Genomic DNA, 14,011 nt, shown 5'->3' on the forward strand with positions numbered 1-14,011 from the left:
CGAGCATCTCGAGCGCACCCTCCGCCGGGGATTACGTCATATCCAGCTCCGGCCTGACCTCATCGATGGCTGCCTGGCTGGCACCAGACTGACCCTCACCCAGCAGCCGACAACAACCCGAGGAAGTCAGTAGCCGAGAAGTCCGCCGCAACGGCACCGCCCTGGCTGAGGCCGCTGGCACTACCGGCCCTATGCCGCCCATCGCCGCGCTGACGCCCGCCGGCCTCGCCCCAAGGTCGGGAAGATAGGCCGGAATCCGGAACTGCACGACTTCATCCAATCTCACCTGGCCCTGCGCTGGAGCCCTGAGCAGATCTGCCACGTTCTACGCAAACGCTTCGCGCATAGGCCGGAAATGCACGTGAGCCACGAGTCCCTCTACCAGGCCCTATACACCCAAGGCCGCACAGAGCTGCGCCGCGAACTGACCCACGCTCTCCGCACAGGACGTGCCAGGCGCCGCCCTCGCCGGCTGGCCAACCGCGGGCGCACTCGCGCCGTCAAGAACATGGTCATGATCAGCCAGCGACCAGCCGAGGCAGCCGACCGGGCCGTCCCGGGGCACGAGGAGCGGCGACGCATGCCGCCGCGGCGGCATCGATGCGGTCGCTCTTGCGGCCTGCGCCGCGGGAGAACTGGCGGACCCGTGCGGTACCCGCTCGGCTTCGGCCGGGGTTTCGTCCAAGACGACCAAGATCCCTGGCCTTCGCCACCCGACTCGTTGACCACCGGAATGCCAACGACCGCGTTGTGTTGAGCCTCTCTATGCAGCGCGAAGGTTTGCGTCCAGAGCGGCGGCGTGGCTGGCCGTGGCCGTCTTCCGCGGTGCGTCGTCTGCGCGAGTGATCTCAGCCCGGAGCGCGGCGTTGGCGGCGGTGAAGGCCTGCACGGACTCAGTGGGTCCTACGTTGTTGGTGGGTTGGACGGGCCGTCGTAGGGTCCAGAGGCCCATGATCCACCCCCGGATACCGTCGGGGCACTCATTGGATGGTGGCGCCAGGGTCCTACTCGCCCGGGTTCTCGTCCCGCAGCAGACGGCGGCCGAGGTCGTCCGCCCATTCCTGGGCCCAGGCCGGCAAGTCATCGATCAGTTGGGGGCTCGCGCCGTACGCCCCAAATTCGGCGTCGTCGATCCAGGCGAGGCCTGTCAGACGTGACTGCAGGGACTCGAGGTCGAAGCGGTCACGGGCGTGGCGGCGGCCGAAGTCTTCGAGGTCGGTGGTGGTCCAGCGGCGCGAGGCGGCGAAAACGTCCAGGGCGTCGCGGGCGAGGCCTCGCTCAGCGAGTGCGCGGACCTTCGTACCGACGACGTCTTCCTCCCCAAGCACCGGCCCAGAGGCGCTCGCGGCGACCGGTCTGGAGAAGACTTCCTTGAGAATGTCCACCTCACACGTCTCCCCGGAGCGGGCATCCGTGGCGTTGAGCCGTGCGGAGAGCGGGGCGATCTCGATCACCTCGATGTCCCAGCCGCGTGCGGTAAGCCCGTCGGTGAGGGTACGGACAATCTCCTCCTCGGCGCCGGGTTCTCGGTGGCGACATCGAGGTCCTGACTCGGCCGTGAAAGGAGTTCGTGGGCCTGGACGGCATAACCGCCGGTGATCACCAAGGGGTAGGGGGAACCGATGGCCAGGACGTCCGCCAGCAGGCGGGCGTGCAGGACCGGGGAGTCTCACGCGGCCGCCCGTCCGGCGGCGCGCGCCGCCGGACGGGCGGCCGGGCAGCCGAAACACCCACCAGAGCCCCCAACTCCTCTTCTCATACGCTGGAAACCGTAAAACGGCCCCATATGATGATCTTGAAGGGCTTGGCGTTACGCCCGAGCCGCTAGATTCCGCAGACGGCCAGCCACGCACAACACAAGGACCCGCACCGAGCGGAGACAAGAGTGCGGGTCCTTGGTTACAACGGCCGGGTCCCAAGGAGGCGTCCTGGATCAGCAGCCGGAGATCCTGAGGCGCGGGGCCGTCGGTCTCGTGCGTACGGAATCTCGTGGTGTCAACGAGGGACGTGAGCATGGGGTTACGGCGCCTGCGCCTGTTGCGGCTGCCGCTCGGCGAGCTCGGCGCGTGCTGCTTCGTCGATCTGCTCGTGCGCGCTCACCCGGCCACCTTCGCAAGGTATCCGGACGCCTCCCGCTTCGCGTCCAGCGTCGAAGCGGCCGCGAACACCGCGGCGGCGTCCAGTGCTTTACGGGCCTCTTTGAGGACGGCCGCCTGGTGGTCGGTCGCCACGGCCTCCATTACGCCCTGCGCCGCGTTCGCCAGGCCGGCGGCGCTCGTGCGCAAGGTGCGCGCCGCCTCCTCGACCTGCTCGGTAAGCACGTCCAGCCCGATGTCGGAGCGGGCCCGGCGCCGGCATAGCTCGCCGCCGGCCACCGGCTGCTCGATGGTGATGACATCGCGCGGCTGGAGGAACGCATCGACGCCGAGCGGGCCTTGCGGCAGCTGCTGGAGCGCGTCGCTGTGCTGCCACCTGGTTTGCGGGAAGTGCTGGAGCTGGTGGCGGTGGACGGACTGACCGTCACCGAGGCCGCGAAAGCACTGGGCATCAGCCCGCCTACCGGCACTGGGCCCCCTGACCTTTCCCCACCAACGCCCCCGAGCCGGCGTGGATGCGGGCGGAGGTGATGTCCGGGGTGGAGCCGGGTTCGGCGTGCTCGGCGCATGGTCCGCGCCTTCGAACAGCTCCCCAGCACAGCGAGTCCCTGATGACCCGTCGGTCAGCCGGCCACCCGCCGTCTCACACGGCAGCCCGCCTCGCCGGGCTCCCATGCCGCATGCAGGCGCCGGCGAACCGCCGTCCCTTCCCGCTGTCAGTGCTTGGGCTGGTCCGTCGGAGGGACCCACCGCATACGGCCATCCTTGCCGAGGACGTAGTCCTCGTCGCGCGCTCCGGGAGCTGGCATGTGCCAGCAGTCCGGACCGTCACCTTCGACCACGCCAAAGGCCAGCTCATCAGCGCCGGGGGCGGTAGTGAAGACGGGGAAGATGATGGCGAGCGTGTGACCTGCGGGAATCTTGTCCGGGTGGATGGACGCCGTGAACCTGCCGTCCCTGCTCTCGAACTGCACCACCTTTAGGGCAAGGTCATCCCCCTCATCACCAGAAGCGTCCCCATCGCTGACCGGGCAGTAGGGGTCACCCTGATAGACCCGGGCCCGCACTCCCATGCGGGCGAGATCACGCTGCAAGCGCTCCGGATCGGGCTTGGTCTCCCCGATGTCGCGAATGGTCACCTTCACGACACCGTGCGGTTCACGGTCGAGGGTGTAGGCCACGGTGGTGATCCTTTCGGGGAAGTGTCCGGTCCCGGCCGGTGCGGTATGCCCGGCGGTTGTTCCGTGGTCCGTGGGGGTGCCGGTCTGGCCGACGGTCACCGCGCCCCCCGCTATGGCGGTGGCCACCGCTGCCGGGGCCAGCACCCGCACCGCCAGGCGCTGCCGCCTGGCCCTGCCCTGTTCACGGGCCGTCTGCAGCCAACTGTTCATCAGGTGTTCCTCACGCTGGGCCCTACGGCCGGGCGGAAAGTCCCGCTCGGTGGGCACAGTCAGCTTCCGACGCAGCACCTGCACATCGTCGTCTCGTTCCCGGGTCACCGTGCATCTCCTCCGCTCGGCCGGACCGCCTTGGCGCGGTCACCTGTCTGCTGCCACTTCACGGCCGCCGGTTCCCTGTTCGGGCCGAGATTTGTGTTCGCCAGCTTCTCCAGCCGACGCCGGGCACGGGACAGCCGGGAGCGGACGGTACCCACCGGCACGCCCAGTGCCTCAGCAGCAGCGGCGTAGTCCAGCCCAGCCCAGACACACAGCGCGAGAACGTCACGGTCGGTGCGCGACAGCCGCTCCAGTGCCGCCCGCACTGCTGCGATCTTGTCCTGGTCCTCCAGCCGCCCCACCACCTCCTCGGCGAAGTCCGGCAGCAAGCCAGGAGCCGGCATCCGCTCCATGAGCGCCCGGTGACGCCGGGCCACCCGTCGACGCCGGTGGATGACATAGGTGGCAATCCCCAGGAGCCAAGGCAGCAGGCTGCCGCCATCCGATTCAACCTTCGCCTGCAACCGCCACGCCTCAAGAAACACCAGCGACGTGCAGTCCTCGGCAATCGACCAGTCCCCGGTCATGCGGAAGCAGTGGTTGTACACGGCTCGGCCATGCTCGCGGAACAGCACGGCGAAGGCGCCCTCGTCGCCTGCCCGGATACGGGCCCGAAATCCTGGATCCATGCCTATCTCCGCCACCCGGGCAACCCACGGTTCCATGTGATGTGAGTCACCAGCCTGTGAGAGGCGCAGTGCCCGGCCCATCGGAATGTGCACCGGATCGTCCCATCCAGCGCTGGCAGGCGCCAGGCGAATGTCCAGCTCAAAGCCATTCGAGGATCGGCAAACCGTCTCTCACTCAAGGCGGCACTGGAACATGCCACCACCGCTCTGGCCGCAGCCGTGGGGATTGAGGGAGCGTCTGGGCCCGGTCCGGGTCGGGGACGACATGCTGGTGCTGCATGCGATGCGCCGGCCCGGCGGGATCCGCGACCCGTCCGAGCTGTATCCCGCCTACGCCGAGGCCGGACGGCTCGGCGCCCCGGACGCAGTGCACGTCGCGGACCGGTGGCACATCTGGAAGAACCTCGTCGAGGCCGTCGAGAATACGGTCGTCCAGCACCGGGCCCTGCTGCACGAGCCGGAGGAGATCGGGCCGGTTCACTCCGGCATGCCGCTGGAAACCACCGCCTTGGCGCCGAGCTCGCGGGCCGAGCCACGACAGTCCGGCCGGCTGTCGGACCGAGTGCGGGAACAGCATGCGGCCGTTCACGCCCTGCTCGATGAGGGTGTGGGGCTGCGGCCGATCGCCCGCCGGCTCGGCGTGTCCCGCAACACCGTCCGCCGCCTGGCTCACGCGGCCACCGCGGACGAACTCCTCGTCGGCCAATGGACCAGCCTCCCCAGCGTCCTCGATCCCTACAAGCCATACCTGCACCAGAGGTGGGCCGAAGGCTGCACTGTCGCCCGCCGCCTGTTCGAGGAACTCCGCGAGCGCGGATACTCCGGCGGTGAGAGCGTCGTGAGACGGTACGTGAAGCGGCTCCGCGAGGCCTTCCCGCGCAACGGCCTGCCCCGCAAAGCCCCGTCCGTGCGGGACGTGACGGGCTGGCTGACGCGCCGCCCCGACCGCCTCTCCGACGACCAGACCCAGAAGTTGAAGGAAATCCTCGCCCGCTGCCCCGCCCTTGAGCGCACGGCCCACCACGTCCGCGCCTTCGCCGAGTTGATGAACAACCGCCAGGGCCAGCACCTCGACCAGTGGATCGAGCGAGTGGAAGCCGATGACCTGCCCGCCCTACACGGCTTCGTCACGGGGCTCGGACAGGACTTCGACGCCGTCGTCTCCGGGCTCAGCCTGCCCTACAGCTCCGGTGCCGTCGAAGGCCACAACAACAAGATCAAGATGCTCAAACGGCAGATGTTCGGACGGGCCAACTTCGACCTGCTCCGCAAGCGAGTGCTCCTCACGGCGCGAGGCCGTTCATGATCGCGGTTGTGGTGACCCTCTGTGGCTCCGGCACTGAAAGTGATCCAGAACCAGCTTTCGAAGCTCACCGACACGCCCGGAAACCGTGTTCGGCTCAGCATCTGGCCCCGGGACGCCGAGCCTGGTGGCCGGCAGCGCGGGTACAGCCTGGATCAATTCAGACAGGGCACAGGCTTCCGGTGTCTGACAGGCCTTCCCGCGGCACCTGCTGATGGAGCGAATGCCCTGGCCACCAGTGCGGCCGCCGGGGGTGCGGTGGACTGGGGGCCGGAAAGTGAGAGGCTGCGGACCTGCACTGGTCCGCTCCGGCATTGGCCAGGGCATTCACGTCTGGGAGACGGCATCAAGCTACGGCGGCCCGGCCCCAACCGGCTTTCCGACGCGCCGCCCGCGGAAACCGGATACCCCGAACGGCTTCCGGTACCCCGCGGGCAAGCCTCATGCTCCCGGCGCCCGGACCGCCAAAACCCCGCCCCCGATAGGACAATTTGCTCGCGTCGCCCGCCCCCGGCCTCTATCACCCCTGTGCCGCGTGACCGCCCGCCGGCGAGGACGTTGAGTGGACACGCACACGTGTCTCCTGTGACCGGCTCGTGCGTGACGGCCTCCCGGTTTCGTGCCCGGGACCGGGGGGCCTTGGCCGGCTAGCTGTGTAACCGACTCCGGAGTCGTCATGCCCGGTACCGGCTGGCTCCGGCCGCGCACCGAGACCCGGGCGATCAGAGCGGTCGTCATGCGGGGGCTCCACGGTCACACCAGGGGCAGGGCAAGGAGAGGAATGGAATGTGCGGTTGTCCCGGGCAGGAGGCGGGAGTAGGCCGCGCAAAGGGGCGGCCAGGAGGGTCGGCACCCGTTGTCGTTCGCCGCCCGCAAGGGTCACGGTGCGGCACACCTGACCTGTACCTCGCCGGTCTCACCGCCGGCCTGCACCGCATAACCGGCCTGCCCGAGGACGGCCAGCAGCGCATGCAGCAGCGCCGTGCGCATGGCCTCGTGCCCGGGCTGTCCAGCGGCACCGAGCCCGGCTCCGGGCTCCCATGCCACCACCACAGCATCCGTCCGCCGGCGTAGCCGCAGCCCGCCCGCATCCGGGGCCGAATCGAACCCGGCACGCTCCAGCGCCCGGCGCACTCCGGCCAGCAGCTCATCCCCGTCACCCTGTGCAATCACGCCGGCACACTATCCGCACCCGAGCGTCACCCGCGGGCAGACAGCCACCGATCAGCACAACGGGCCACCACCACGGCCGGGCTCGAGGACGCAGCGCGATGGCTTCGGACACTGTCCTGCCGGGGACTGCTCCCGAGGAGCACGGGAGGGCCGTCCGGGATGAGCACGGCAGGCGGCCGGTCGGCTGATGCCGGGATGCCTCCCCTGCAGCGGCACGCCTGCGCCGCCCTCGGGGGCGCGGCTTTGCCGCGAGGGTCTTCGGCCGGGCGGTCGCGCGGCGAGCGAAGGGATTAGCGTGGTGCAGAGCAGTCGTGGTTCCGAAGTCGTTCGCCCGCGGTCACCTTGCCCCGCGGGCGCTGTGCTGTGCAGCCTCTCGGCGGGGTGGGGCCAGGGCGACTGCCCTGCTCCCGGGGCCCGCACCGCAGGGACCCCGACCCCTTTGAAGGAGACAGACATGGCCAAGGGCACGTGAAGTAGTTCAGCGCGGAGAAGGGCTTCGGCTTCATCGAGCAGGATGACGGGGGCCGGACGTTTTCACCCACTACTCCGGCATTGCCGGCCAGGGTTACCGCGAACTGCGCGAGGGACAGCACGTGGAGTTCGACATCGCCCAGGGACAAAAGGGCCCCCAGGCGGAGAACATCCGCACCCTCTGATTGGCCTCAGCGCCTGCACCCCCTGGCCCCGCATCGCCCGCCAGCGTCGGATACGGCCGGCAGCGGGCATCCTCCGCCCCCGGGGGTATGGACCGGTGTCCGGGCTCAGGGATACCAGGTGTCCTGCCAGGCGGGGTGCCGGTCGAAGGGCAGTGCGTAGGGCCTTCATGGTCTGGAAGGCATAGATGAACTGCAGCGGCCAGCCCATTCCCGCCCCCCTTTCCTGTCAGATGCTGTTGCCGGCATTGCTGCGGGCACGTAATAACTGACCGAGTACGGCATAAGCTGCGCTGCCACGTCCTGCCTGTCATCCTGAGAGGCGGACAGCCCCGTGCCCGTCCCGGCGGGGCGCGGCGTGAGGACACCGCCGAGCGGAGGCCACCGTGCTGATCAGTTACAGGGTCGAGGGCGACGTGCTGCAGGTGACCCTGCACCGCAATCTCGACATCACCAGCCGGGCCGCGGCCGCCCAGGAGATCGAGGCCCTCGTGCACGCCTGCAGGCCCCGCCGCGTCACCGTCAAGGTCCCCGCCGGGCAACCGGCCCCCGCGACACTCAGTGCAATCCTCCGCGCACACCGCACGTGCAAGAACCTGGGCATCCCCCTCGACCTGGCTGGAGCATCCACCGCAGTCCAGCGCCTGTTCCGTACGAACATCGCATAGACCCCACCATCCAGCATGATCAGGGCTGGTGCGTGTTCTTCCCTCCCCTGTTTGGTCTGCCGGCCGGGAGCCGGAATAGGGGTCGTGTTGTGCGGGCCCGTGCGGCGCCGGGCTCCATCCGCGGCGGGGCAGCGGACCCGGCTCGTCTCCGGGTGCGAAAATCCTGACCCTCCGCTCCGGCGGCCACTGAGAAAACAAGCAGCGAAGACGGCGAAAAAAGAGCAAAAAGGCGAAACGCGGTAGACTAGCTTTCAGCGCCGGAAGGCCTGAGCATCTGATCGAGGGCTCCGAAACCGTCGAGGTGGCCGAGCATGTGCCGGGCGGCTGGTACGAGATCCGTTCCGCCTCGGGCGAGGTACGCATGGACTTCCAGCTGGGTCACGGGACCGTGCGGGCCACGGTCAACGGCTGCAGCCTCGATGCCGGCGGCTCCGGGGCGCGCCGGATTTTCGAGCGGTGGCCGTCCCCATTCACCGCGGTGCTCATCGTCTCCCGCCAGTCCCGGCTCGCACCGGGCCGCTACCTCGTCACCCGGGCCGGCGTCACCAGAACGGCCCGGACCGTATTCGATGCGCCGCCTTTCTGAAATGCCCGGCGCAGTCGTCGAGGGGCACAGACCGCGTGGAGCCGACCGAGGGGGTGTGGGCGGGACGCGCCGTCCGCCCGTGGCTGGCGGGCACTTGGCTGGTTGCTGCCACGTTGGCCGGCATATGAGTCCCCGAAATCCCGCCGCTCCCGCACGATGACGCACCGTCCGGCCCCTGCCCCGGCACGGGCGGCACAGGCCGCCGTGGAGCTTGCGGTGCAGCAGCCGTTCCCCCTGGACGATCTCCAGCACGTACGGCTGGCCGCCCGGCGCGCCAAGAACCCGTTCTTCGCCACCGCTCTGCTGCACGAACCGTACGGCCGAGTCCTCTTCAGCGGACGCGGACTGCTGTTCACCGCATGCCAGCCCCCCCCCCCCCCCAGCAACCCGCCTGGCGGGTCTACCTGGCGTTCTTCGCCCCCATGCCGGGCGGAGCCTGGCCCACGCTGCTCCCGCACCCCCTCTCGCACCCGAGCGCCGAAGAGGCCTGCCGGCACGCCGAGGACCTCGCCGCCCGGATGCACACCGGCACCTGGCAGCAGGCACTGGGCCTGTTCACCCGCACGCATACAGCAGCCTGAAATACGTGCCGGGTCCCGCCCGCAGCCGACGCGGAAGCGGGGCCCGGCCCTTCCTGCCGCATGACCGCTCAGGAATACGGCAGATATCCATCGAAACCCCGGCAGACGTCCCCTGTCCAGCGGTCACCCACGCTCCCCAGGCCCGGGCAATTCCTGCAGCGCTTCGGAACGGGGTACCACACCGCGTGATCGGCATCACTCGACCACGCCTGTATCCAGGCGCTCGCTGAAAACGACGAACTCCGAAGTCTTCGGCAAGTTGAAGGCCAAGCACGGCACCGTCCTCGTGGTCGTCGACCAGCCCGCCTCGATCGGCGCCCTGCCCATCGCGGTCGCGAGGGACATGGGCTGCGCGGTGGCCTATCTGCCAGGCCTGACGATGCGGCGGATCGCCGATCTCTATCCCGGCGAGGCCAAGACCGATGCCCGCGACGCGTTCGTCATCGCGGACGCCGCCCGGTCGATGCCGCACACCCTCCGCTCGATCGAGCTGGAGGACGAGACCATCGCCGAGCTGGAGATGATCGTCGGCTTCGACGACGACCTGGCCGGCGAAGCCACCAGGATTTCCAACCGGCTCCGCCGCCTGCTCACGCAGATCCACCCGCCCTCGGGCAGCAAATCCGGGAGAAGGTGATGTTCTGGCCTGTGTTGGCTGCCTTCGGCTCGACCAAGATGTCGCTGCGCATCTGCAGCCCGTCGCACGGGCCATGGCCCGTGCGACGGGCTATTCGCACACCAACCGCGATGGCGCAGGGCTTTCAGCCAGTGGCTGTGCACGGGCTGACGGCCCTCCTCGACGGTTGCCGTGCTGGCAGCTTCGCCAAGCGATCTGCTGGAACGTACTTGGAACCGCCCACGCGGCGCCTGGACGCGGCCCGGGAGCGGTCTCGCCTGGCCGTGCTGTTCCAGGGCTCGGTGGCCGCTCGTCCGACTCCGAAAGGGCGCCGGCGCGGGCTGAACCGTACAGCTGGCCGTCCTCAGCGGCGGAGTGGATGGAGCTGGCCCGGTCTGCGTGGGGTGAGCCGGCCTTCGAAGGCGATCTGGAAGGCGTTCAGGGGTGCCTTCCAGCGCATGGTCCACCGCTTGCGGCCCTTGCCGGTCGGGTCCAGGCTCATCAGCCCCTGCACAGCAGGGCTTCAGGATCAAATGAGTCCTGGGGAGTCCTACTAAATCCCGTGCAGGTTCTTGGCCGTTGGGGAGGTCTGCACGGTCTCCGGATCGGGATAGGTGCGCAGGAGGATGTCGGCGGTCGCGGTGGTGGTGACCGTGAACCAGTAGTGCTCGTTTTTGTAGTGGTGCAGGCGGTGGTTGCGCCAAATGGCCTTGTACATCCGGCTCTTGGGCCGGTAGTCGCTGTGGATCAGATAGTGCGTCCACTCGTAGAGCAACCCGACCGCGGCTACCGACAGCATGAAGGACAGTGCTTGCCCGAGACGGGGGAAGGCGAGGAGCGAGAGGCCGTTGTAGACGATGATCACGTAGGCGAGCGACCTCCACGGGATGAAGACCAATGGGACATTGCGTGGGTCAGCATGGTGTGCTCGGTGCGACCCAGCCAGCTTGGTGTCGAGGGTCAGGTTTCCTATCGTCTTAGGCCGCCAATGCAACACGAACACATGGATGAGCCACTCAACCACGGGGAAGAAGGCGAGCCAAAGCAGGGGTGTGTAGGCGTCATCGGTCCGCCAGTCGCCCACCGCAAGGCGTGCGGGGACCAGCGTGAGGAGGACCGCACTGATCATCCAGGGCGACGGATGCCTCCAGAACGCGCGGAAGGTCGCCCCCAGCGTTGTCACGCTCCGGCGCGTACCAGTGATCGCGGCCTCGTCCGACCGCACTCGGGCTCGTGCCTCGGCCTCGACGGTAGCGTTCTCGGTCTTCTTCCGGGCCCAGCTCCCGCTCCGGGCCCTCGTCTTGCCTGCAGTCATGACGTCTCCTCCTCAAGCTGTTGGATGATGTCGATCAGGGACTCTGTTACAGGCCGCAGTAGATTTTCGGCGCAGCTCCGGGCCCGTTCGGGGTCGCCGTCGGCAATGGCGTCGATCAGGGCGTCGAGTGCCTCGGTCCGCTCCACCTCGGCGGCCATCACATGGGCGAGGGCGCCAAGGAGCGGCTCGTACGCCGCCCGGAGACTGTTGAACATGAGTCGGAATGTCACCGAGTCGGCCGCGTCGGTGATCTGACCCCACAGCGCCATCGAACGCCGCTGCCGGGCGACCGGGTCGCTCTCGTCGTCGAGCGACGTCGCGGTGGCACGCAGCTCCACCGCCGCCTCGGGCCCCTTCCGCCGGGCCGCCAACTCGGCGACTTTCGGGGCCACATGGAGTCGCGCCTCGAGGATGCTGCGAGCCACACTCAGATCGATCGCGCCGTCGGAGAAGAGCAGGCGCGGCAAGACGTTAAGCCCGGCGGTCCTGCGGAAGTCCCGCACAGTGGTGGCGTCACCCTGGCGGACCTCGACATAGCCGGCGTGGGCTAGCCGCTGCAACGCCTCACGGACGGCAGGGCGGGAGACACCGAGCAATTCGGCGAGACGCCGCTCGCTGGGCAGCGTCTCGCCGGGGGTGAGACGGCCCTCCACAAGCTCGGACAGGAGTTGTTCGAACACCTCGTCAGGAACGGACCGTCGGTTGATTGGTTGGAAAGACACCAGGCGACCATAGGGGCTCAGTGGTCAGGTGGCCAAGTGGTCAGACCTGTAATCAGTGCTCAACTTTGCGGATCGCGATTTTTTGAGTAGGCGGCGGCCGACCATCCCCGTGGGCTCGGCTTGTTCAACGGATGTTCGGGGTGAAGTGAAGAACCACCAACGTTGTTGCCCTACCGCCTCGGTGATGGTTCCGGGGACGCTGTCGCCGTTCGGCCAGGGGGTTGAACGGCAGCGGCTTGAGGGGCGTGAACCCGGACCGCCCTGGTCTTCCCCCTAAACGCCGCAGCGGCTACGACACCGAACTCGCCCGCGTCCGTCTGTGGTCTGCACGCACGGCTGGCGGGATATCTGGGGCGCGGGCGAACTGGACACCGCTACTCACGGACGGGCTAAGGGTGACCGGCTGCCTCCGCACCGGTTGACCTGGCGAAGGATCCACACGATCCGGGTGCGGCACCTGTTCGGCTGACCTCATCAGCCTTCCTGGCAGTTCTTGGTGTCCCATGCCTCCGGGGCCGCCCTGGGACACCAGTCGCTGGCCTGAGTCCCGGCGCCTGCCCGGCGGAGGGACGGTCGCAGGCGCCGGAGACAGCAGCACACACCACGGCCGGGTCGCGGCCCCACCCTGGACCGGAGCGTGTACTGCCTGGCAGCAAACCACCAAACCGACCACCACGCTCCTGGGACACACCGCCGTCCAGCGGAACCCACACACCGCGCCGTGAGGAGGATGGAAGGGAGCCGTGACACGTGCACGTGTCACGGTGAAAACGTTCTCACGCCGCCCCGGCGTCACGTTGGGCAGGTACGGACATCGGCAAGACCCACCACCATTGCGTGGTTCTGAACGCGGAGGGCGAACGACTGCTGTCGCGGCGAGTCATGAAGGACGAGCCGGAGCTGCTGGCCCTGCTCGCTGACGTACTTGCCCTTGCTGAGGATGTGGTCTGGGCAGTCGACGTCGCCGATGGCATGGCTGCCCTGTGGATCAGCGTGCTGCTCAACCACGGCCAGCACCTCGTCTACATACCCGGCCTGGCCGTCAACCGGGCCTCGGTCGGCTACCGGGGCATGAGCAAGACCGACGCCAAGGACGCCACCGTCATCGCCGATCAGGCCTGGATGCGTCGCGACCTGACGGTCCTGCAATCGGACGACGAACAAGCCATCGAGCTGCGGGTCCTTACAAGCCGCCGGGCCGACCTGAACGCGGACCGCACCCACAGGATCAACCGCCTGCGCAGTCAACTCACCAGTAACTTCCCTGCCTTGGAGCAGGTCCTTGACCTGACCAACGTCGGACCACTGAACCTTCTGACCGGCTACCAGACCCCCGACGCCCTTCGCCGGACCGGCGGGAAGCGGCTGGTGACCTGGCTGCGCAACCGCAGCGTGCGCAGTCCCGAGGCTCTCACCGCGGCCGCCCTGGAAGCAGCCGAACGACAGCACACCGCCGTACCCGGGGAGAAGATCATCGCGCAGGTGATCCACACCCTGGCCAGGAGGTGATGAGCCTCAACGGGCAGATCAGCGAGATCGACAAGCTCATTACTGCCCGGTTTCGCGACCACGAACTCGCCGAAATGATCTCCAGCATGCCCGGCATCGGCCCGCTGCTGGCCGCCGAGTTCCTCGCGGCCACCGCCGGCGACATGAGCCGCTACGGCACCGCCGATCGCCTGGCCAGCCTCGCCGGAGTCGCTCCGGTCCCCCGGGACTCGGGCAACATCAGCGGCAACCTGCACCGGCCCAGGCGCTACCACCGCGGCCTGCAACGTGTCTTCTACACCTCCGCGCTCATCAGCATCCGCAGCTGCGACGACTCGCGCCGCTTCTACGAACGCAAGCGCGCTGAAGGCAAGCGGCATACACAGGCAGTTCTCGCCCTGGCCCGCCGGCGCGTGAATGTCCTGTGGGCTCTCATTCGTGACGGTCAGTGCTACCAAGCCAACCTCCGCGTCACCGCTACGGCTTGACAACATCTGTGAGTCTTCATCTGGCTGGTCCGGGACCGGCTGGCAGGGTTGACGCCGGTCGCCTCGTCGTAGTCGTGACTCGTGACAAAAGTGGCCCCCAGAGGTGCCTTGCCTATGAACTGTCCGACTATGGCGGGCGGCCGGCGCCGACCCGGCCCACCTCGGTGGCCTGATAAGAAGCCTGCCCGGCCCCAAGG

Annotated in this window: 11 protein-coding genes and 6 pseudogenes; 9 read left to right on the plus strand and 8 right to left on the minus strand. The window is 68.5% G+C overall.

The window, feature by feature from the left end:
- Positions 1 to 169: 169 nt before the first annotated feature.
- Positions 170 to 571 (plus strand): annotated as a pseudogene (locus ACGFYN_RS46650) (IS30 family transposase); the annotation flags it as partial.
- Between the two features lie 433 nt (positions 572 to 1,004).
- Here ACGFYN_RS46650 and ACGFYN_RS46655 read toward each other — a convergent pair.
- Positions 1,005 to 1,657: pseudogene (locus tag ACGFYN_RS46655) on the minus strand (nucleotidyl transferase AbiEii/AbiGii toxin family protein).
- Positions 1,658 to 2,096: 439 nt separating this feature from the next.
- Positions 2,097 to 2,375, minus strand: a complete 279-nt coding sequence (locus ACGFYN_RS46660) for a hypothetical protein (RefSeq protein ID WP_393872069.1) — start codon at positions 2,373 to 2,375, stop codon at positions 2,097 to 2,099.
- Here ACGFYN_RS46660 and ACGFYN_RS46665 point away from each other — a divergent pair.
- Positions 2,367 to 2,561 (plus strand): annotated as a pseudogene (locus tag ACGFYN_RS46665) (RNA polymerase sigma factor); the annotation flags it as partial. The gene ACGFYN_RS46660 and the pseudogene ACGFYN_RS46665 overlap by 9 nt on opposite strands.
- Positions 2,562 to 2,812: 251 nt before the next feature.
- On the opposite strand, the gene ACGFYN_RS46670 reads toward ACGFYN_RS46665, so the two are convergent.
- Both ACGFYN_RS46670 and ACGFYN_RS46675 read right to left on the minus strand, forming a co-directional pair.
- Positions 2,813 to 3,487 carry a hypothetical protein gene (locus ACGFYN_RS46670; protein ID WP_393872070.1) on the minus strand — a complete coding sequence of 225 codons (675 nt, stop codon included), beginning with the start codon at positions 3,485 to 3,487 and terminating at the stop codon, positions 2,813 to 2,815.
- 104 nt (positions 3,488 to 3,591) lie between these two features.
- Positions 3,592 to 4,221 (minus strand): RNA polymerase sigma factor, encoded by a 630-nt coding sequence (locus ACGFYN_RS46675; protein ID WP_393872071.1) that lies wholly within the window; start codon positions 4,219 to 4,221, stop codon positions 3,592 to 3,594.
- A 193-nt stretch (positions 4,222 to 4,414) separates the two neighbouring features.
- Here ACGFYN_RS46675 and ACGFYN_RS46680 point away from each other — a divergent pair, with 193 nt between their 5' ends.
- Positions 4,415 to 5,527, plus strand: coding sequence for a transposase (locus ACGFYN_RS46680; RefSeq protein WP_393872072.1), 1,113 nt, complete (start codon positions 4,415 to 4,417; stop codon positions 5,525 to 5,527).
- Between the two features lie 876 nt (positions 5,528 to 6,403).
- On the opposite strand, the gene ACGFYN_RS46685 is transcribed toward ACGFYN_RS46680, so the two are convergent.
- On the minus strand, positions 6,404 to 6,697 hold the full coding sequence (locus ACGFYN_RS46685) for a hypothetical protein (RefSeq protein WP_393872073.1): 294 nt from the start codon (positions 6,695 to 6,697) through the stop codon (positions 6,404 to 6,406).
- Positions 6,698 to 7,201: 504 nt separating this feature from the next.
- Here ACGFYN_RS46685 and ACGFYN_RS46690 point away from each other — a divergent pair.
- The 5 genes and pseudogenes from ACGFYN_RS46690 to ACGFYN_RS46710 all read left to right on the plus strand — a co-directional run.
- Positions 7,202 to 7,353, plus strand: a pseudogene (locus ACGFYN_RS46690) (cold-shock protein).
- Between the two features lie 383 nt (positions 7,354 to 7,736).
- On the plus strand, positions 7,737 to 8,018 hold the full coding sequence (locus tag ACGFYN_RS46695; RefSeq protein WP_393872074.1) for a hypothetical protein: 282 nt from the start codon (positions 7,737 to 7,739) through the stop codon (positions 8,016 to 8,018).
- Between the two features lie 301 nt (positions 8,019 to 8,319).
- Entirely contained in the window at positions 8,320 to 8,604 is a 285-nt protein-coding gene (locus ACGFYN_RS46700) for a hypothetical protein (RefSeq protein WP_393872075.1), read from the plus strand.
- A 359-nt stretch (positions 8,605 to 8,963) separates the two neighbouring features.
- Positions 8,964 to 9,185: a hypothetical protein gene (locus tag ACGFYN_RS46705; RefSeq protein ID WP_393872076.1), complete on the plus strand. Its 222-nt coding sequence runs from the start codon at positions 8,964 to 8,966 to the stop codon at positions 9,183 to 9,185.
- A 247-nt stretch (positions 9,186 to 9,432) separates the two neighbouring features.
- Positions 9,433 to 9,792, plus strand: a pseudogene (locus tag ACGFYN_RS46710) (IS110 family transposase); the annotation flags it as partial.
- A gap of 373 nt (positions 9,793 to 10,165) precedes the next feature.
- Here the strand turns inward: ACGFYN_RS46710 and ACGFYN_RS46715 are convergent.
- From ACGFYN_RS46715 to ACGFYN_RS46725, 3 genes are read right to left on the minus strand one after another with little or no spacing between them, the layout of a single operon-like run.
- The gene (locus ACGFYN_RS46715) at positions 10,166 to 10,303 is read right to left on the minus strand and encodes a hypothetical protein (protein ID WP_393872079.1); all 138 of its coding nucleotides are present in this window, start codon (positions 10,301 to 10,303) and stop codon (positions 10,166 to 10,168) included.
- Positions 10,304 to 10,354: 51 nt separating this feature from the next.
- A complete protein-coding gene (locus ACGFYN_RS46720; protein ID WP_393872077.1) occupies positions 10,355 to 11,116 on the minus strand; it encodes a sterol desaturase family protein in 762 nt (253 codons plus the stop codon).
- A complete protein-coding gene (locus tag ACGFYN_RS46725) occupies positions 11,113 to 11,838 on the minus strand; it encodes a FadR/GntR family transcriptional regulator (RefSeq protein ID WP_393872078.1) in 726 nt (241 codons plus the stop codon). Before ACGFYN_RS46725 ends, ACGFYN_RS46720 begins: the two co-directional genes overlap by 4 nt.
- Positions 11,839 to 12,651: 813 nt before the next feature.
- Between ACGFYN_RS46725 and ACGFYN_RS46730 the strand changes: the two are divergent.
- Positions 12,652 to 13,814, plus strand: a pseudogene (locus ACGFYN_RS46730) (IS110 family transposase).
- Positions 13,815 to 14,011 lie beyond the last annotated feature (197 nt).

The sequence above is a fragment of the Streptomyces sp. NPDC048419 genome (assembly GCF_043200415.1).
Classification (GTDB): domain Bacteria; phylum Actinomycetota; class Actinomycetes; order Streptomycetales; family Streptomycetaceae; genus Streptomyces.